This window comes from Rhodococcus sp. IEGM 1354, from assembly GCF_030056855.1.
Lineage (GTDB): Bacteria > Actinomycetota > Actinomycetes > Mycobacteriales > Mycobacteriaceae > Rhodococcoides.
Genome location: NZ_JASHKT010000002.1, coordinates 411,018 through 429,505 on the forward strand (window position 1 = coordinate 411,018; position 18,488 = coordinate 429,505).

The window sequence follows — 18,488 nt, forward strand, 5'->3', positions numbered from 1 at the left end:
TCCTCGATGTGTCCGCTCTGAATCCGGACGCCTGACGACGATGGTATCGGCGCCGTGGGTGCTCACCGACGATCGTGGTTCGTGTCTTCGGTCTCCGTGGCGGGCCGCGTCACTTTTGAAGTCTGGACGCCGGACCCGTTAACGTTACCCGCGTGAGTGCCATTCCCTACGCCGACGACGTGCTCGATCCGTCGGTTTCTCTGCTGCAGTTCGCCGATGTCGCCAAGATCCTCGACGTCCCCAAGACACGCGTCGAGCAGCTCGTGCGGGATCGTCAGCTGTTGGCTCTGAAGCGTTCCCGCGTCCCCGGCGTGCCCGAGCTGTTCTTCGACACGACCAAGGGCGAAATCGTCAAGGGTCTGCCCGGCCTGCTCGCGGTGCTGCACGACGGCGGCTACGAGGACGAAGAAATCCTGCGCTGGTTGTTCGCCGAGGACGACAGTCTGCCCGGCACCCCGGTAGCGGCCTTGCACGGTGACCTGATGCGCGAAGTGATCAGACGCGCTCAGGCAATGGCCTTCTGACAGCCCGAACCCACGGGGACAGCGTCGTCAGCGGACCGTGGCGCGCTTCCAGCCGGTGACGGCGAACTGCGGTAGCGCAACGCGTGCTCGCGTCCACTGCGGCACGGTCGCGCGCTGGGAGAGCACCCGGTAGCCCTGCGCCTCGACCTCGTCGAGAATGCGGCCATACAGAATGGAGGCCGTTCGCATGGACGGACGCACGCGCGGATCCAACATGTCGATCCCGGCGTCCGACGTTCGGTAGATCGAGCGGGTGACGGCGATCAAGTGGGCGAGGGCGCGGGTGACTCTGGCATCGACCGAGCCGGTGGTCCGACACCACCGCAGCAGATCCTCGTCGACGCCGAAGGCCGCCAGTTCGTCGGTCGGAAGATAGATGCGGTCGCGGTCGAGATCCTCACCCATGTCGCGAACGAAGTTGGTCAGCTGGAACGCCTCACCCAACGCAGCAGCCGACGGCTCCGCCTCGGCTCGGGGAACCACCGTTCCGAGGATCGGCAACATCTGCAGTCCGATGACTGCGGCCGATCCGTACATGTACTCGTTCAACTGCTCCATCGTTCGGTACCGCGAGACGAACATCGCGCTGCCCGGGATGTCCATCCGCATCGAATGCATGAACGCGAAAAAGTAGTCGTGGGGAATGTCGTACCGAGCGACCGTGTCGCACAGTGCGCTCAACACCTGATCGGATGTGCTGTCGGACAGAGGTTTTCCGGCCAAGGCGTCGCGCACCCGGGATTCGATGACGTCGAGTTCGACGATTCTGCGGGCGTTCAGTTCGTCCGAACCGACCGCGATGTCGGTGCCCTCGAGGTCGACGATGTCGTCGACCATGCGAGCGAAACCGTACAGAGCGTGCACGGCTGCGCGCTTGTCGACGGGCAACAGCCTGGTTGCCAGAAAATAGGTCTTGCCGTGCTGGGCGTTCAGTTCGCGGCAGATGCGATACGCCTCGTGCAGAGCAGGATCGATGTCGGTCAGTTCTCTCGATACGCGGGCACTCATGGCGCGGGACCTCACGGTGTGGCGTCGTCTTCGGTGGAGACGGGCGCGGTTTTGGGGGCGTTCGGTACGGCACGGTGTTCCCGGGAACGGGCAGAACGCAAACGCAGCGGGTCGACCCGGGTCAGCGCCAGCGCGGCAACGACTGCGGCGAAAACTGCGAGAGCCACGTGCACGAACGTGTAGAGGCCGATGGATCCGTCGGGTTGGAAAACCAGCATCAGCCAGGTCGACAGTCCGGTGAGAACCATCAGCGTTCGGCGGGACAACGCAAATCCGGCCGCGATCGCCAACGGCCACGAGTAGTACCAGGGCAGCGCGGCGGGGGAGAGAACGACAGTGGCGACGAGAGCAATCAAGATGCCCTGGACCGCGTCTCGCTCGGATCGGCGGCCCAACCACCACGCCCCGGCCAGGATGACCACCAAGGCGATCGCACACAGCAGCCGGGTTACGTCGAGAACCGGTCCGAGGCGCAGATCGAGGAACCACGAGGTGCTGACGGTCACCAGATGCGCGAGGATCGTGGGCAGTGACAGCCAGTTGATGATCTTCGCCGATCCGGACAACGCCGTGAGCCAGCCGATGCCGACTCCGGCGATCACGGACGCGACGGCGAACACCGCGACGAAGACGGCCGCTCCGATGCCCGCGGTCTTCGTGAACGCCAGGATCGGTGCCGGCGGTGTGCGGCCTTCCTCGCGCGCCTTGTCTCGTAGGTGCAGCATCCAGATCCACACCAGGAACGGCAGAGCCAAACCGGCAGTTGCCTTGATGGCCACAGCGATCGCCACCAGTGCGATGCCGGCCACGTGGCGACGCTCGAGCGCGAGCACGATGCCCGCGGTCATCAGTCCGACCATGAGCAACTCGTTGTGCACTCCGCCGATGAGGTGGATCAGCACCAGGGGATTGAGCACCGCGAGCCACACCGCCGTCGTGGCGCGCCCGCCCAGGTGGGTGGCCAGCCGCGGGACAGCCCACATCATGAGGGCGAGCCCGGGAAGCATGGTCAGCCGAAGCAACATGGTTCCGGCGATCACATTGTCACCGGTCAGGCTGGTGATGCCGCGACCGAGGAGAAGGAACAAGGGCCCGTACGGCGCAGTGGTCGTGGTCCACACGTTGCTGACGTTGTCGAGCAGGGTTCCCGGATTGGCCACGGGCCCAACGGCATACGGATCGAAACCGTCTCGCAGCAGGGCGCCTTGAGCGAGGTAGGAATAGGCGTCGCGACTGAACATCGGTACCGACAGCAGCAGCGGTGCCGTCCATGCGGGCACGATCCATCGGAGCTCACCCACCGTGGTGCGGCCGTGCAGTGTGGCGCGGCCGAGCCGAACCCAGGCGGTGATCATCAACAGCACACCGGCCCAGACAATGACGGTCGACAACACGAAGCCGTGACCGAATCGCAGCCACGACAGATGCATCTCTTCGAGCAACGGGTCTCGACGGCGCACGCTGCCCGCGCCGAATCCACCGAACATGATGCAGACCGCACCCAGAACCCCGAGGATCGCTGCTTTGCCCTCGGGGCTTCGCAGGAAGTTACCGGTGGTCGTCAGTCTCGACGGATGCCGCACAGGCACCGGTGCAGATCCGTCCGACGAGCGCCCTTCGGAGGTGGAGTGCGACGAAACCGAAGACATTGCCGCCTGCTCCTCCTCTGCTGCGAGTCGTGTGTGTCGAGATGTGGCTCCGTGCCGACGCGTTCTCGCTGTCGGCCGAAGGATCATGGTCGCAGCAAAGATCGCGACCGGCAAACGATCGCGCTCAGCTTAGTTGGTCGACGCAGTCGATCGGACGAACCTACCGCCCTCGCGGCCCTGTCACTCGCTCTCCGGCCAGCTTGCCCGACACCAGGACGGTCGGCACGCCCACGCCCGGGGTGGTTCCGGAGCCGGCGAGAACCACGTTGTCGAGGCCGGCGACCATGTTCTTTCTCCGGAACGGCCCGGTCTGCCGGAAGACGTGCGCGGACGAGAACGGCGAGCCCGACAACATGCCTTTGTCCGCCCACGTCTGCGGTGTGTCGATGTGATCGAGCACGAAGGCGTCGGCGAGTCCGGTGTACCCGCGACCCTCCAGCGTCGCCAGAATCTCACGAAGGTACGGCTGAGCCAGTTCGGCCCAGGCGAGCGGAGCGCTGTCGAGGTTGGGGCACGGGGCCAGAATCGAGACCGGCTCGCTGCGGACCCCGTCGCGCACGACCTCGAGGCCCGAATCGCTCACCGACGGCCGCGTGATCAGCAGTGACGGATCGGCCATCAGAGATCCTTTGCCCGCGCGGGCGGTGATCCGGCGAAAGGTCTCGGCCCATTCGTCGCCGAAGTCGATGGTGTGGTGCGCCCGCGCAGGCCACGACGCCGTGAGTTCGACCGGAACCGTTCCGTGGGCGACGACGGCGGACGGCGATACGACACCGTACCCGTTGCGCCTGCCCTTCTTCGATACCGAGGCGCGATCGAGGAGGCGATCGACGACGGGCAGGTCTGCGGTGAGAATCAGTGCGTCGCAGGTGATTCGGCGTCCCTCGGCAGTGAGGACGGCATCGGCACGGCCGCGGTCGACGGTGATGTCGACGATGTCGGTGCCCAGTTCCAGCGTGCCGCCCGCCGTCACGAACGCGTCGGCCATGGCCCGGCCGATAGCCGCCATGCCTCCCTCGGGAAAGAACACCCCGAGGGAGGTGTCCATGTGTGCGATCGCACCGTAGACGGCCAGCGCCTTCTGCGGTGCCATGCCGGCGTAGAGGGCCTGGAAGGTGAACACTCGGCGCAGCCGGGTGTCCTTCAGGAAACGATCGACCCGTGGCCCGAGGCGACCGAAGCCGCCCAGCTTCGTCAGCGTTGCGGTATCGGTGATCGCGGCCTTGGATCCCACGAGGTCCAGCGGGGAATCGAAGTTCGAGTCGATGAAGCGGTCGAATTCGGCGTCGAAGATGTCGGCGAGCCAGCGCCGGAGATCGCGGTAGCCCTGCGCCTCGGTCGTACCGCAGGTCCGCTCGACCTCGGCGGCCATTGTCTCCGGGTCCGAGTAGACGTCGATGGACGTGCCGTCGGCGTACCGAGTGTGGTACGACGGCGACAGGGACGTCAGCCGAATCGGCGGCGTCGTGGACTCGAAGTCTGCACCCACAGCAGCCAAGGCCTCGAGCACCAGGTTCGGCATCGTGAGCACACTCGCACCGTTGTCGATGTCGTAGAGATGCGTTCCGTCGGAGTCGGTCACCGGATACACCCCCACCCGGCCGCCCACGGATTCGTCACGCTCGACGATCGTGACCTTCTTGCCTGCACCCAGCAGGTGGAGCCCCGCGGCCAGGCCGGCCAATCCAGCTCCCACGACGACAACCGAGTCGGTGCGGCCGGGAACGGTTCGGATCGTAGACATGACGCTCTCTTTCAGTACTGCCGTTGGATGGCGGCGGTGGCCATGGCGCGAAGGTGTTCGGCGGCGATCGGGTCGATCGAACTGTCGTCCAGCGCGGCAACGGCCCGGGTGCCCAGTTCGTCGATCTGCCGTTCGACGGCGTCGACGGCGCCCAGTTCGGTGAGTATCGATCGGATGTCGGCGACCTCGCTGTCGCTGAGCTCGGTACCGAGACTGGCTCGAATCCTCGCCGCGTGATCGGGACGGCTCGCGTCCGCTTGTTGCAAGGCCACGGCGATGAGCACCGTGCGCTTGCCCTCGGTGATGTCGTCACCCGACGGTTTGCCGGTGATCTCGGGGTCGCCGAACACGCCGAGCAGGTCGTCGCGCAGCTGGAAGGCAATGCCGATGTCGGCACCGAAACTGCGGTACGCCGCAGTCAGCGGTTCGCCGGCCCCGGCAAGAACGGCCCCGAGGTGCAGCGGGCGTTCGACCGTGTAGGCGGCGGTCTTGTACCGGTTGACGCGCATCGCTGCCGCCACGCTCTCGTCGGTGCCGGCTTCGGCTTCGATGTCGAGGAGTTGACCGCCGAGCACCTCGGTGCGCATCGCGGACCACACCGGCTGCGCCCGCCGCGCCGCGTCCGTGTCGATACCCGACTCGCGCAGCATGTCGTCGGCCCAGCACAGCGCCAGGTCACCGACCAGGACGGCGGCGGAGACACCGAAGTGATCCGCCGAGCCCGACCACCCCGCATCGCGATGTCGCTGAGCGAAGCCGACATGCACGGTCGGGAAGCCCCGGCGGGTGCGGGACGAGTCGATGATGTCGTCGTGGATCAATGCGCAGGCCTGGATCAACTCGAGGGCCGAGCACGCACGCAGTACTGCGTCGGCACGGTCTCCGGTGGGCTCACCGCCCGCGCCGAGCCACGCGGTCCACGCGAATGCTGGGCGCATGCGCTTACCGCCGCGTAATACGAACGCCTCGAGGTCGGCCACTGCGGCCGGGTAGCCACCGCCGACGCTGTCGACGACCGCACGACGTGAGGCGAAGAACTCCGCGAGCTTCGCATCGACGGAATCCCGCAGCGACGTTGCATTCACAGACGCAGAGTTGGTGGGCGCGGACAGGTCTCCGGACAGGACGATCCTCCAAGGTCTTCGTGGGAAAGAGGCGTTACGGTCCCACAGTAATAGGCACCCGAACCCGGCACCGACGAGCAGCCAACTACGCCGTCGGGGGATGCCCGACGGGCCGGCGGCGCAGCGCAACCTATGATCTTCGGGTGAGCGAAGATTCCGTCAGGGGGCGGTCGAGCCGAGGATTCGTGACGAGGACGCCGTCGATCGTCGACCGATTGCGGACCGAACCCGACGCGAGGATCCCGTTCTCGGTGGAGTTCTCGCCCCCGCGCGACGAGGCCGCCGAGGCCAGGTTGTGGCGAGCAGTGCGGGAGTTCGAACAACTCCAGCCCGCGTTCGTGTCGATGACGTATGGCGCAGGTGGGTCCACCCGCGATCGAACGGTGCGAGTCACCGGTCAGATCGCGGAGGAGACCACCCTGCTTCCAGTGGCGCATCTCACTGCCGTGTCGCACAGTGTCGCCGAGTTGCGCTCGATGGTCGGGTCGTACGCCGACCGCGGCATCACCAACATCCTCGTTCTTCGCGGTGACCCGCCGGGAGATCCACTCGGCGAGTGGGAGAAGCATCCCGAGGGAGTCGAGTACGCGGAAGAACTGGTTCGTATGGTCCGCGAACTGGGCGACTTTCACGTCGGAGTGGCGTCGTTCCCGGAAGGCCATCACCGCGCCGACGATCTCGAGCAGGACACCAGGTGCCTCGTCGGGAAGCTTCGTGCGGGAGCGGAGTATTCGATCACGCAGATGTTCTTCGACGTGGACGACTACCTGCGGCTGCGTGATCGCGTCAGCGCATACGACCCCGAACAGGGTGCCAAGCCGATCATCCCCGAGATCATGCCCATCACCTCGCTGCGTTCGGTGCGCCGGATGCTCGAGCTCTCGGGCACGACATTGCCGTCGCATCTGGACGAGAAGTTCACTCGCGCAGCAGGATCCGGAGCCGAGGAAGACAAAGCCGCGGTTCGAGAGGTGGGTATCGAGCTCGCCACGAACATCGGCGAGCGGCTCATCGCGGAAGGTGCGCCCGGGCTGCACTTCATCACGTTGAATTTCGCGCGCGCGACACGTGAGGTTCTGAGCAACCTGGGGCTGGCAGCCGCGCGCGTCTGACCTGTGATCGGCGTTACGACGTCGGCATCGGACGCGACTTCCAGCTCAGCGCGCCGTGGCGTCGACGCACGTGGGATTCCGCGACGAGCCCGACGAAGGCGAGAATCGACAGCGGGTGCACCGCGGCGTCGACGACGTCGCGAGCGCCGAATCGGGGTCCCGACTCGCGCCGACGAGATGCCACGCGCGATACGGTCCCGGCGAGGTAACCGACGAGACCCAGTCGCCGCGTCGAACCGGAACCGAAGACCGCCGCGACCGGCGGCAACAGGTAGACCGTACCCAGCGCAAGGGCAGCCGTGGCCGAACCGACGGGCCCACCGAACTCGTTCCACAGCCACCGGCTGTAACCCGCCCGGACATCTGCGGCCGAGCGGTACATCCGGCACCGCACGAACCCGGCACCGGAGGCAACCGATGTCGAGAACCCGCGTCGACGCAGGACACGCGCGATGTCCAGATCCTCGGTGGCACTCGACGCGACGCAGCTGTGGCCACCGACGACGCGATACGCGGCGGCATCGAACGCCATGAACTGCCCACAGGCGACGGCCATCGACGGCAGCAGCGTCGCATTGCCCACGGGCACGGGCAGCGTCGACATCCACGACCACGCGAGCAGTGGTTGGACGAGTCGTTCGGCGAGACCACCCGCCACCTGCTCGGGCCAGGGGCACAGCAGAGCGTCTCCGCGGCGGCGGAGCCTCCTCGCAGCGGCGGCGACGGCGTCGGGTTCGAGCCGTACATCCGCGTCGACGAACATGACGATCGACGTGTCCACGCCGACCGAGTCGGCCAGTTCTGCGCACGCGGCGGCTTTACCCGTCCACCCGGGCGGCGGCGAGGCGTGGGAGGTCAGGACGCGGAACCGCGGGTCGTCGTTCGCCGCGGCGACGGCAGCAGCTGCCGTTCCGTCGGTCGAATCGTCGTCGAGGACGACGACCTGCAGGTCGGTGCAGAATCGCTGACGCGTGAGATCGCCGATCAACGCAGGCAGCGTATCGACTTCGTCGCGCGCGGGAATGCACACCGAGACCCGTTCGGTGACGTCGCGGCTCGGTCTACGCAAACCCGGCACGAACAGCGCATTGAACACCGCCACGGCAGCGGAGGTGGAGGCGAGAACGGCCGTCGCTCTGGTCGCCCGGGTCAGGACTGTCATACGGCGAGATCTGGCGTGTGGGACGAGAAGTGGGGTGATCACACCGACGTTCGGTCGTTCGCATCGCCCGTCTCGGCGGCGCGCTTACGACGGTTGCCCAACGGCGGGTTCCGCGACACCCAGGCCATGGCACCGACGATGGCGGCCACCCCGACTGTCACGCCGCCCACGATGCCCGCCCAGCCGGCGAAGCTACGAGTGTTGGGGTCCGGGTAGTTGACCTCGGCACGCACCGAGGTGACTTCGCCCGCCGGCAGCTTCCACGAGACCGAGTTGTCGCTCTCGCGGGTTCCGTTGGTGGTCCCGATACGGGCCGGGAACGCAATCGTGAACTGCACATCGGACCCCTGGACCGGTACCGACGACAGGTCGGCGTTACCGGCGAGCGTCACGGTGTCGCCCGAACGCTGCAGGGTCAGCTGAAACGATCCGGCTGCGTTCTGGAAGATCGAGCCGAGTGTCTGGACATCGCCGAACGAGAGGTCGTCGAAGATGGCCTGCGACCCGACATACCCGTCCTGGTTGTAGGGCTCGACGCGAACCTTGTCCTCGATCGAGGAGGGCACCACGAGTTCGGGACCGGTATCGGTGTCCGAGGTGGGGACCGTCGCCGCGACGATCTGACCCGCCACCCGGTCGTTGGCCGACACACCCATCGTGACCTGGACCCGCAAGCAGCCGGCCAGCATCGGCGCGACCAGCAACGTCAGGGCGAGAACCGAGAGAACTCGGCGTCGGCGGGTTCGAGTGGATGTTCGTGATGTCGACTGCACAGCGACATCGTGCCAGGGCATCGCGCCGGTGTCAGTCGGCAGGGGTTGTCATCGGCGCGTGTCGGTTACGCAGAGATCCACGTCGACGTGCGATCCACAGCAGCGGGATTCCGACACTACCCATGACGAGAAATCCGTAGACCGCCGAGAATCGTAGTTCGGGGCCGTCGAGGAACACCGCGTGCGCGAGCGCCGAACCCAGCCACGTCCACAGGAACAGCCCGATGGGAACGACGTCGTCGGACGCGCGCGGGGCCACCACGCGGTTCACCGCTTCCATCACTGCAGCCATCAATGTGGCCACCAACAGCCAACCCGCGTAGTTGGTCAACGGGATCGACGACACACCCGGCAGTCCGACGGCACCGGACGTCCAGGTCCACTGACCGTCGGTGACCATCTGAGGATCGAGATACAGGTCCCAGCCCACCATCCCGGCGGCGACCGCGGCGATTCGGAATGCAGAAGCTCGGAGCCGTGTCGCGCCGAGATGGCCGACGATGAACGTGACCGCGCACCAGATCGGATAGAACCCCGCCGTCCAGGCGAGTGGAACCACCACGGGGACCTCGAACAGGCTGGGGCCGAGTCGATTCTGCGCGTAGAAGTACTCGCCGAAGGGAAACCCGGTGGCCGTGCCGACGAGCTCGGACACGAATCCCGTTCCTGCAGTCAGGATCACGAGAGCCGCCGCCCACAGCTTTCCGCGGTACAGCACGGCGTGCGCGATCGACGCCAGCGCAAGTAGCGCAACCACCGCGATGGTCACCGCGTCCCGAGTCGAACCCGATACGAGCGGATAGCAGATCTGGGCTGCGACGGCACCGATCGCGAAGACCGTCGGGGCAATCTTCATGCTCGTCTCCTGCTGAAGAATGCGCGACGACGCCCCGCGCGTGCGTCCGCGAGTGCGATTCTCGCCGCCGAACGGCCGCTGGCCGCTGTGACGCCGCCTCCCGGGTGAGTCGACGCGCCGGTGAGATAGAGACCGTCTGCTCCGGGAACGCGGTGGCCGGCCAGTTGGGGATGAGGACGCCACATCATCATCTGGTCCAGTGACATGTCCAGGTGCATGATGTTGCCTCCGATCAGTCCGAGTTCCTGCTCGATGTCCGGCGGCGACTGTACGTACCGATCGAGGACAGACGCGGCGAATCCCGGGGCGTAGCGATCGAGCTCGGCGACGATTCGATCACCCTCGACCTCGGCCAAAGAACGCTGCCCCGGCACGTTCGAGCGCCACCGGCGGCCATCGGCGAGAGTGTGCGGATGCCACTGCGACCACAGGGAGATCTGATGCTGACCCGGCGGCGCGATCGTCGGATCGAGGGCGCTGAACGACATGCCGAGAACAGCGGGTGTCGGCGGCAGCTCCCCGGCGAGGGCGTGCCCGTGAGCCAACCGCAATTGCGCGCGGTCGCGGACGAGCAGCGCGAGACCGTGGGTACCGTCCTCGATGCAGTCGGCGCTCGGGTACTGCGGCAGCGCGTCGGTGGCCAACCGAACCGCGGTACCGATCCCCGGACCCACCCGAATGGTGGAGCGCCATCGGGCCAGCTGCGCCGCGTCGTGTCCGCCCTCCGCCAGCAGGTCGAGCGTGGTCAGGATGTGACATCCGGCCACGACGATCGTGCTGTCGATCTCCCGTCCCGACGCGGTCCTCGTCGTCCAGCCGTGCGCGCGACGCGTCAGCGATACGACGGCATCGCCGAGCGTCAGCGCTGCCCCGTCCCGGTGCAGCCGGGCGATCATCGCCTCGGTCAGTGCGCCGCTACCGCCGACGGCGCGGCCCGGTGGGAGCGTGTGCATCAGAGCCGCGAAGCCGACCATCGGGGCGGTGCCGGGCTCGGACATCGGCGGGCCGGACTGCGCTCCGAACCATGCCAGCGCAGCCTTGAGTCGCTCACTCGTGAACATTTCGTCCAGCAGGGAATCGCCGGTGGCAAGAAACTCGCGCGAGAGCGAGCTGCCGCCGTCGGGCGCACCGAGTCCCCAGAAGGATCGGAGCAGTTTGGACCCGGTGGGCGGCCCACCGAATGCGCGCATGGTGCGTTCGCTGCGCGGGCCCCACACCGAGACGAAGGAACGGTAGGCGCGCGCGTCTGCGGGCCCGCAGGCGGCAGCGATGGACTCGCACGTTCGATCGAGGCTGCGATGGAAGACGATGGCGCGTTCGGCGGTGTCGACGTCGCCCGGGGCGAATGCCCACGGATCGCAGTCGATGTAGCGCAGCCCGAACTCCTCGAGTCCGAGCTCTTCGACGATCCCGGTGTGCCTGATCATGATGTGCGCGGAGGAGCCGCGGTCGACTCGATGGCCGGGGAAGCGCTCCACCGTCGACACCGCACCGCCCGCGACGGTGTCGCGTTCGACGATCTCCACCGACATTCCGGCATCGGTCAGGTAGCAGGCAGAAGTCAGGGCATTGTGGCCGGAGCCCACCACCACAGCATCGATCACACCTTCAGGCTACGGGCCCGTCGAGCGGCAACCGGCGGCCCAGCACCGCGAAGGGGCGCCGGTCGCCGGCGAACGTGAAGTGCCGCAGTACGTCCTCGAAGCCGAGCCGTCGATACAACCGCCAGGCGCGGTTGTCCTCCAGCGCGACCTCGGGTGTGGACAACATCACAGAGTGCGCTCGAACACCGTCGAGCAACCTGCGGCAGAGACGCCCGCCGAGTCCGTGTCCTTGCGCGCTCGGTAGTACGTGCAATTCGGTCAGTTCGAAGTAGTCGCCGAGGGTGGCGTCGACGTGCTGTGTCGAGTGTCCGGCGCGGCGCAATCCGTCGCGGACCTGCTGATGCCACCACTGATGGTGCGCGCCGTGATACCCGTACGCAACGGCGACCAGCGTGTCCGGCTGCGTCTTGTCGGGATTGGGCACCATGGCTCCCACCGCTCGCCAGCCCGGCCGGTGCAGATGCTCCGTCCACATCGGTGCGCGGCTGTGCTCGGTTCCGCGGGGATATCCCATGGCCTCGACGTAGATCGCCAGAGCTTCGAACAAGCGCCGACGGAATTCCTGGGGCGTCAGATCGACCACGTAGGGGGTTGTCTGCGCATCGGTGACGACGGTTCTCACCCTTTCTTCGGCAACTTGTCGGTGGGCACAGCTATATTGAATGTGTCGAACGGGTGTTCGATGATCGGGGCCGAGCGCGCCGGTGGATCACCTCGACGAGCGAGGCGGATTCTTCCGGAGTTCGACTGTAAGGCTTCATCACGGTTCCAGGCGTGTCGGTAGCGCGCCCGGAGATTCGAACTGGAGGTGTTCGAGTATGACGATGACGAAGACATTCGATGTCGGCGTGCGGTCGCCGGTGTCGCGTCAGGCGCAGGTCCTGCTCGGTCGAGCCGATGCGTTGCTGTCCGAATCCATCGGTGAGCGCGATGCGGGGGACCGCTTCCTCGGAAGCTACATCGCCGCACTCAAGGGTGCTGCCGCAGTCCTGGCATCGCTGCCCGATTCGATCGGCTCGCGGCCACGTTCGCGCAACGCCTGGGTTCTGATGGCGAAGGCTGCGCCGGATCTGGCGATCTGGTCCGAGTACTTCTCGTCCTTCTCCGCAACCCGCGCGGCAGTCGAGGCGGGTGCCTCGTCCGCTGTCGGAGACGTCGACGCAGATGACTTCTATCGACACGTCAGTCGTTTTCTGAACGCGGTCGAGGACCGGTTGGGCGGTCAGTCGAGGTTCCAGCCCGTCGATCCGATGGCGGCACCGCTGTCCGCATAGCCCGCCGAGTCGGTTCCTCGAGTCCGGACGGACGTGAACAGCCACGTCACACGGTGTTCGACAAGTGTTTCCGAGACGTCCGTCTCGAAAACTTGGTCGTTTCTCAGGAACACATAGTGCGAGTAGGTGGTAAGCGGCCGATTCAGCTCGTATCATCGTCAGTAGGTAGCCGCCAAGGTCAGCTTCCCGTCGCTTCTGAACCGAAACGACTCTCATTATCTGTGCAGGGGGAGGTACCGTGCCACTCTCCGAGCACGAGCAGCGCATGCTCGATCAAATCGAGAGCGCTCTCTACGCCGAGGATCCCAAATTCGCGTCCCATGTGAGGGGCGGTCGCGTTCGCGCGGCGTCGAGCAAGAGGCGTTTTCAGGCTGCCGCGTTGTTCGTCGTGGGACTCGTGTTGCTCGTCGCCGGTGTAGCACTGTCGACGAACAGTCTGGGTTTTCTCGTCGTCAGCCTCATCGGCTTTCTCTTCATGTTCGGTGCCGGGGCACTGTTCTTGTTCGGCGGCTCCAAGAAGGGAGCTGCCGCGACCGGCGACGAAGGTAGCGCAAGCGACCAAGCCGGCACGCAAGGTCGTAGTGCTCAGCCGAAATCGAGTGGTGGCCGCAAGGGCGGCAGCTTCACCTCTCGAATGGAGGACCGCTTTCGTAAGCGGTTCGATCAGGAGTGATATGACTCCGCCGTCCGGATCGCCCTGGGCCTGACGGTCACCCACCACAACTTCACCGATTCGACAGCAGCACCTCACCCTCGGGTGAGGTGCTGCTGTCGTTCACGGCTCTTCGGTGCGGCGAGCCTTCCGTAGCCCCTGTCGCGCGGCGTGCTCGGTCGAGCGCGCCCCAGCGACGGCGCGGTGCGATCGTTCCTGTGCGGTGGTTCCGGTGCGGTGGTTCCGGGGTGAACTCCCCACTTCCCCCCACAGTCAGCCTTTGTCCCCACTTCACCCCACCTAGTCCCCACTTCGAGGGTCCAGCCGCGCTTGTCCGCCGGGTTGTTGCACAAAATGCCTGCTCGAGACGGCGCGCGCTTCGGGGGATTGTGCCAGCCGGATTAGGGCCGACGTCGAACGCGGTGACGTGAACAGGCAATCTTCTTGCGTCTGAGCTGCGGATATGTGGTTGTCCAGAAAGTTTTCGGGCTGCGAATGGTTCGAGGTGGGGGAGAGTGGGGTAAAGTGGTCCGCAGCGGAGAGTCGAGGCTGGAGGTGGCGAGTGTTTCTCGGTACCTACACGCCGAAGCTCGACGACAAGGGTCGACTCACGTTGCCGGCCAAATTTCGGGACGCGCTTGCGGGAGGTGTCATGGTGAGCAAGGGGCAGGATTTCAGCCTTGCTGTCTACACCGCGGCAGACTTCGCAGAGCGTTCTCGAAAGTTGACGGCGGCTTCTCGTGCCAACCCCAAAGCCCGTGCCTATGTGCGCCAGTTCTTTTCGGGAACCGACGAACAGCGGCCGGACGGACAGGGCCGTATCACCATCAGTCCCGAGCACCGTCGGTATGCGGGACTCGAACGCAATTGCGTGGTGATCGGATCGATGGACTTCATCGAGATCTGGAACGACGAAGCCTGGGCCCGCTACTCCGCCGAGAACGAGCAGGATTTCTCCGACGCGTTCGACGAATCCCTCGGAGGGATCTTGTAGACCACCGAGGCCGGCTGCGAGTGCAGCGAGGCCTCTGCCCGATCAGAACCCTGACGTTCTTCCCCAACGCCAGGTTTCGCAGATCAGGACCCTGACGTTCTTCCCCAACGCCAGGTTCCCTATCGGACAGGGACCTCGAAGCATTCGCACCGGCCGCAATGGACGACCCGCAGGGCCCGGACCCGGGCGAGAAGTACGTATACGCAACCGGGAGGGACCATGACGGAGGGAGCCGGGCCGGACGAGAACGACGCGTCCGCCGACCGCACTCACCGTCGCTCCGGCGGCCCGATCCACGTCCCCGTTCGACTCGAGCGTGCCGACGAACTTCTCGGGCCCGCAGTGGAATCGGCGGACGACACCGACACGACTCGGGTCATGATCGACGCCACGCTCGGACTCGGCGGACACGCCGAACACTTTCTGCGGAAGTACCCCGCTCTGCACCTCATCGGACTCGATCGTGATCCCGACGCACTCGACAAGGCGGGTGCCAGACTGGCTCCGTTTTCCGATCGAACGACCCTGGTGCACACCACATACGAGGGCATCGCCGCCGCACTCGACGAGGCCGGCCTTCCCGCGACGGACTCGGTTCACGCCATCCTGTTCGATCTCGGAGTCTCGTCGATGCAATTGGACGAGTCGGACCGCGGCTTCGCATATTCCGTCGATGCACCGCTGGACATGCGGATGAATCCGACGCAGGGCATCACGGCAGCCGACGTGCTCAATACGTACTCGCACGGAGATATCGCTCGCGTGCTCAGCACCTACGGAGAAGAGCGGTTCGCGGGCAAGATCGCGTCCGCCGTTCTGCGGCGACGCGAGCACACACCGTTCACCACGAGCGGCCCGTTGGTCGAATTGCTCTATGCCGCAATTCCGGCCGCGACGCGCCGCACCGGTGGGCATCCGGCAAAGCGTACTTTCCAGGCGCTGCGTATCGAGGTCAACGGGGAGCTCGATTCGCTCAAAGCTGCAGTGCCGGCAGGACTCGACGCCTTGGCTGTGGGCGGCCGCGTCGTCTTCATGTCGTATCAGTCGCTCGAAGATCGAGTTGTCAAGCAGGAGTTGGCCCCTCGGATCAAGTCTCGAAGTCCCGAGGGATTGCCGGTCGAACTTCCCGGGATGGGTCCAGAATTTCGGCTACTGACCAGAGGTGCTGAACGCGCCTCAGACGCGGAAATAGAAGTCAACCCGCGCTCGGCCCCGGTGAGGTTGCGCGCTGCCGAACGGATTGCAAGGAGAGCGGAATGACGGTTCCAGGCACAACTGTTGGAACACAACGCAATCGGGTTCCGGCTACTCGGCCCGAGCGGGCCGGCCGCGGTGGTCGGTCCGGAGCTGCATTACGTGCCTACGAGCGCAGGCAGCAGCGCGCCTCGATTCACACGCCGAATTCTGCTCGCGGTTCTGCAGCCGCACTTCGACCGACGCTCAACGGCAGTGCCATTGCGGCGCGAATCCCGTTCGTTGCCTTGGTCATCGGTCTGCTCGCCCTCGGACTCGGTTTGACGTTGTTGTTGACGACGCGATCGGCGGGGGACTCCTACGACCTCAGTGCCGCCAAGGCCGTCAACGCCGAGCTCGCGCAACAGCGCGCTTCCTTGCAGCGCGACGTCGAACTCGCGGAATCGGCTCCCGAGCTGGCGCGCAAAGCTGCGGCGATCGGGATGGTCCCCGCCAAGAACCCCGCCCGCCTCGTCGTAGCCCCCGAGGGCGGTGTGCAGGTCGTCGGCACGCCCGCTCCCGCCGACGGTGCGCCCGTTGCACCCCTCGATCCGCCTCCTGCTACCGGCTCGGGGGAGGGCTCGGTTCCGAGTGCGGCAACACAGAATCCCGCACAACAGTCGGCGCAGTCGCAGACTCCGAGGAGTGCGTCGCAGCCCAACGGGCCGACCGGCACAGGTGACACTCGTGCCGCCACGCCGAGTGCGCCCAATGGTGCCGGAACTGCTGCGCTTGCTGAACAATTGGTTCCCATGAGCACCCCCTCGGCTCCCGCCCCCGGCGAATCCTCCGGTGACGAGCAGTGACCAGGCCGTCGCCTGCGTCACGTCCCCGGCCCGCAGATCGCGCGCGGCCGGGACGAAAGCGTTTGGACTCGTCCACATTTCGTTTTCGGCACGGTACGGGCCGCATCCTGATGTACGTGGCTTTGGCGGTCGTCGCGGCACAGTTGTTGTGGATCCAGGGATTCGATGCGCCGACACTGTCGGCGGAGTCCGCCTCGCAACGCACCACCACCCTCGTCGATCCGGCGATGCGCGGCTCGATCCTCGATCGCAACGGAAACCCGATCGCTTTCACCATGGAAGCGAAAGCACTGACGTTCCAGCCGGTCCGGGTTCGTAGAGAACTCGACGAGGCACGCGCCAAGGATCCGACGAAGCCGGAAACCGACAAGTACCTCGACGACATCGCCGAGCGGATCCACAGCGATCTCGGTGATGTCGTCAGCAAGAAGGATCTGCTCGCGAAGCTGAAGAGCAACGACGAATTCACCTACCTGGCTCGGGGTGTGGACGCCACCGTGGCGTCGAACATCAGCAAGGAATTCAAGCAGGTCGGGCTCGAACGTCAGGACATCCGCGAGTACCCGGGAGGCTCGCTCGCCGCGAACATCGTCGGGGCGACCGGTTGGGACGGTCACGGCCTGCTCGGTCTCGAGGATTCGCTCGACGCCACGCTCGCCGGAACCGACGGATCGCAGACCTACGATCGCGGCTCCGACGGGGCAGTCATTCCCGGTAGCTGGCGCGACAAGCAGCCCGCGGTCAACGGCTCGAACGTGGAACTGACGATCGACGCGGACCTGCAGTACTACGTACAGCAGCAGGTACAGCTGGCGAAGGATCTGTCCGGAGCCAAGAATGCGTCTGCCTACGTCCAGGATTCGCACACCGGCGAAGTGCTGGCCATGTCGAACGACAACACCTTCAACCCCGGAATCGGCGTCGGAAACAACGAACGGACCAAGGAGATGGGCAATCTGCCTGTCACGACGCCGTTCGAGCCCGGTTCGGTCAACAAGATCATCACTGCTGCAGCTGCTATCGAATACGGGCTCACCACACCCGACGAGGTGCTGCAGGTACCGGGCAACATCTTCATGTCCGGGGTCTCGGTCCGGGACGCCTGGGAACACGGAGTTGCGCCGTACACCTCGACCGGAGTGTTCGGTAAGTCTTCCAACGTTGGGACTCTGATGCTGGCTCAACGTGTCGGCGAGGATCGCTATGCCGACATGCTGAACAAGTTCGGCCTCGGCCAGCGCAGCGACGTCGGCCTCCCCAACGAGAGCGCCGGCAGCGTGCCCAGCCGCGATCAGTGGTCGGGCGGCACCTTCGCCAACCTTCCGATCGGGCAGGGCCTGTCGATGACGCTCCTACAGATGACCGGGATGTACCAGGCGATCGCCAACGACGGTGTGCGCATCCCGCCGCGGATCGTCGCGGCAACGGTGGACGCCAACGGCGAACGAACCGAGACACCGCGGCCCGACGGGGTGTACGTGGTCAGTCCCGATACCGCGAAGACGGTCCGCAACATGTTCCGGTCGGTCACCCAGGACGACAACGGAAATCAGCGCGGTACCGGAGTCGCCGCGGGCGTCGAGGGTTACCAGATCAGCGGTAAGACCGGTACGGCCCAGCAGGTCGATCCCGAGTGCAAGTGCTACTCGAACTCGAAGTACTGGATCACGTTCGCGGGTATCGCTCCGGCCGACGATCCTCGCTACGTGATCGGAATCATGCTGGACGCTCCGTCCCGCAGTGCCGACGGCTCGGGAGGGCAATCGGCTGCACCGCTGTTCCACAACATCGCCAGCTGGCTGTTGCAGCGCGACAGTGTTCCGATGTCCGCCGACCCGGGCCCCAAGTTGGTTCTCCAGGCCGACTGAGGCTCGAATCTGCCGGTCCGGGAATCGGGGCGGCGGCATGTCGATCACGGTCGCCGGTAATCTGACACATCGGCTCGAGGCGTGTTCGTCGACCAGCCACCGCAG

17 protein-coding genes are annotated in these 18,488 nt (G+C 65.8%); 8 read left to right on the forward strand and 9 right to left on the reverse strand.

Going from position 1 to position 18,488, the window contains the following annotated elements; genetic code table 11:
- Positions 1–152: 152 nt before the first annotated feature.
- A complete protein-coding gene (locus QM588_RS06425; protein WP_135042472.1) occupies positions 153–524 on the forward strand; it encodes an Rv2175c family DNA-binding protein in 372 nt (123 codons plus the stop codon).
- A 27-nt stretch (positions 525–551) separates the two neighbouring features.
- Here the strand turns inward: QM588_RS06425 and QM588_RS06430 are convergent, their stop codons facing one another.
- The 4 genes from QM588_RS06430 to QM588_RS06445 form a co-directional block, all read right to left on the reverse strand.
- Positions 552–1,532, reverse strand: coding sequence for a phytoene/squalene synthase family protein (locus QM588_RS06430; protein ID WP_283312230.1), 981 nt, complete (start codon positions 1,530–1,532; stop codon positions 552–554).
- Positions 1,533–1,543: 11 nt separating this feature from the next.
- Positions 1,544–3,181, reverse strand: coding sequence for an alpha-(1->6)-mannopyranosyltransferase A (locus QM588_RS06435; protein ID WP_283312231.1), 1,638 nt, complete (start codon positions 3,179–3,181; stop codon positions 1,544–1,546).
- Between the two features lie 160 nt (positions 3,182–3,341).
- Positions 3,342–4,925 (reverse strand): phytoene desaturase family protein, encoded by a 1,584-nt coding sequence (crtI, locus tag QM588_RS06440; protein WP_283312232.1) that lies wholly within the window; start codon positions 4,923–4,925, stop codon positions 3,342–3,344.
- An 11-nt stretch (positions 4,926–4,936) separates the two neighbouring features.
- Positions 4,937–6,037 (reverse strand): polyprenyl synthetase family protein, encoded by a 1,101-nt coding sequence (locus QM588_RS06445; RefSeq protein WP_442972880.1) that lies wholly within the window; start codon positions 6,035–6,037, stop codon positions 4,937–4,939.
- A 197-nt stretch (positions 6,038–6,234) separates the two neighbouring features.
- Between QM588_RS06445 and metF the strand changes: the two genes are divergently transcribed.
- Positions 6,235–7,161 carry a methylenetetrahydrofolate reductase [NAD(P)H] gene (gene metF, locus QM588_RS06450; protein WP_283312234.1) on the forward strand — a complete coding sequence of 309 codons (927 nt, stop codon included), beginning with the start codon at positions 6,235–6,237 and terminating at the stop codon, positions 7,159–7,161.
- Between the two features lie 13 nt (positions 7,162–7,174).
- On the opposite strand, the gene QM588_RS06455 is transcribed toward metF, so the two are convergent.
- The 5 genes from QM588_RS06455 to QM588_RS06475 are packed head-to-tail and all read right to left on the reverse strand — an operon-like array spanning position 7,175 to position 12,178.
- Positions 7,175–8,323, reverse strand: a complete 1,149-nt coding sequence (locus tag QM588_RS06455) for a glycosyltransferase (protein ID WP_283312235.1) — start codon at positions 8,321–8,323, stop codon at positions 7,175–7,177.
- Positions 8,324–8,361: 38 nt separating this feature from the next.
- A complete protein-coding gene (locus tag QM588_RS06460) occupies positions 8,362–9,117 on the reverse strand; it encodes an LppM family (lipo)protein (RefSeq protein WP_283312236.1) in 756 nt (251 codons plus the stop codon).
- Between the two features lie 10 nt (positions 9,118–9,127).
- On the reverse strand, positions 9,128–9,952 hold the full coding sequence (locus QM588_RS06465) for a carotenoid biosynthesis protein (RefSeq protein ID WP_283312238.1): 825 nt from the start codon (positions 9,950–9,952) through the stop codon (positions 9,128–9,130).
- Entirely contained in the window at positions 9,949–11,556 is a 1,608-nt protein-coding gene (locus QM588_RS06470) for a phytoene desaturase family protein (RefSeq protein ID WP_283312239.1), read from the reverse strand. Before QM588_RS06470 ends, QM588_RS06465 begins: the two co-directional genes overlap by 4 nt.
- 4 nt (positions 11,557–11,560) lie before the next feature.
- On the reverse strand, positions 11,561–12,178 hold the full coding sequence (locus QM588_RS06475; protein WP_283312240.1) for a GNAT family N-acetyltransferase: 618 nt from the start codon (positions 12,176–12,178) through the stop codon (positions 11,561–11,563).
- Between the two features lie 196 nt (positions 12,179–12,374).
- On the opposite strand from QM588_RS06475, the gene QM588_RS06480 reads away from it, so the two are divergent.
- The 6 genes from QM588_RS06480 to QM588_RS06505 all read left to right on the forward strand — a co-directional run bounded on the left by QM588_RS06480 (position 12,375) and on the right by QM588_RS06505 (position 18,383).
- Positions 12,375–12,830 (forward strand): SAV_6107 family HEPN domain-containing protein, encoded by a 456-nt coding sequence (locus QM588_RS06480; RefSeq protein WP_057473410.1) that lies wholly within the window; start codon positions 12,375–12,377, stop codon positions 12,828–12,830.
- 238 nt (positions 12,831–13,068) lie between these two features.
- Positions 13,069–13,503, forward strand: a complete 435-nt coding sequence (locus QM588_RS06485; protein ID WP_283312242.1) for a DUF3040 domain-containing protein — start codon at positions 13,069–13,071, stop codon at positions 13,501–13,503.
- A 541-nt stretch (positions 13,504–14,044) separates the two neighbouring features.
- Positions 14,045–14,476 carry a division/cell wall cluster transcriptional repressor MraZ gene (gene mraZ / locus QM588_RS06490; protein WP_027497352.1) on the forward strand — a complete coding sequence of 144 codons (432 nt, stop codon included), beginning with the start codon at positions 14,045–14,047 and terminating at the stop codon, positions 14,474–14,476.
- A gap of 219 nt (positions 14,477–14,695) precedes the next feature.
- Positions 14,696–15,736, forward strand: coding sequence for a 16S rRNA (cytosine(1402)-N(4))-methyltransferase RsmH (gene rsmH, locus QM588_RS06495; RefSeq protein WP_283312244.1), 1,041 nt, complete (start codon positions 14,696–14,698; stop codon positions 15,734–15,736).
- A complete protein-coding gene (locus tag QM588_RS06500) occupies positions 15,733–16,515 on the forward strand; it encodes a hypothetical protein (RefSeq protein WP_283312245.1) in 783 nt (260 codons plus the stop codon). Before rsmH ends, QM588_RS06500 begins: the two co-directional genes overlap by 4 nt.
- The gene (locus tag QM588_RS06505; protein WP_027497349.1) at positions 16,512–18,383 is read left to right on the forward strand and encodes a peptidoglycan D,D-transpeptidase FtsI family protein; all 1,872 of its coding nucleotides are present in this window, start codon (positions 16,512–16,514) and stop codon (positions 18,381–18,383) included. Before QM588_RS06500 ends, QM588_RS06505 begins: the two co-directional genes overlap by 4 nt.
- Positions 18,384–18,488: the final 105 nt, after the last annotated feature.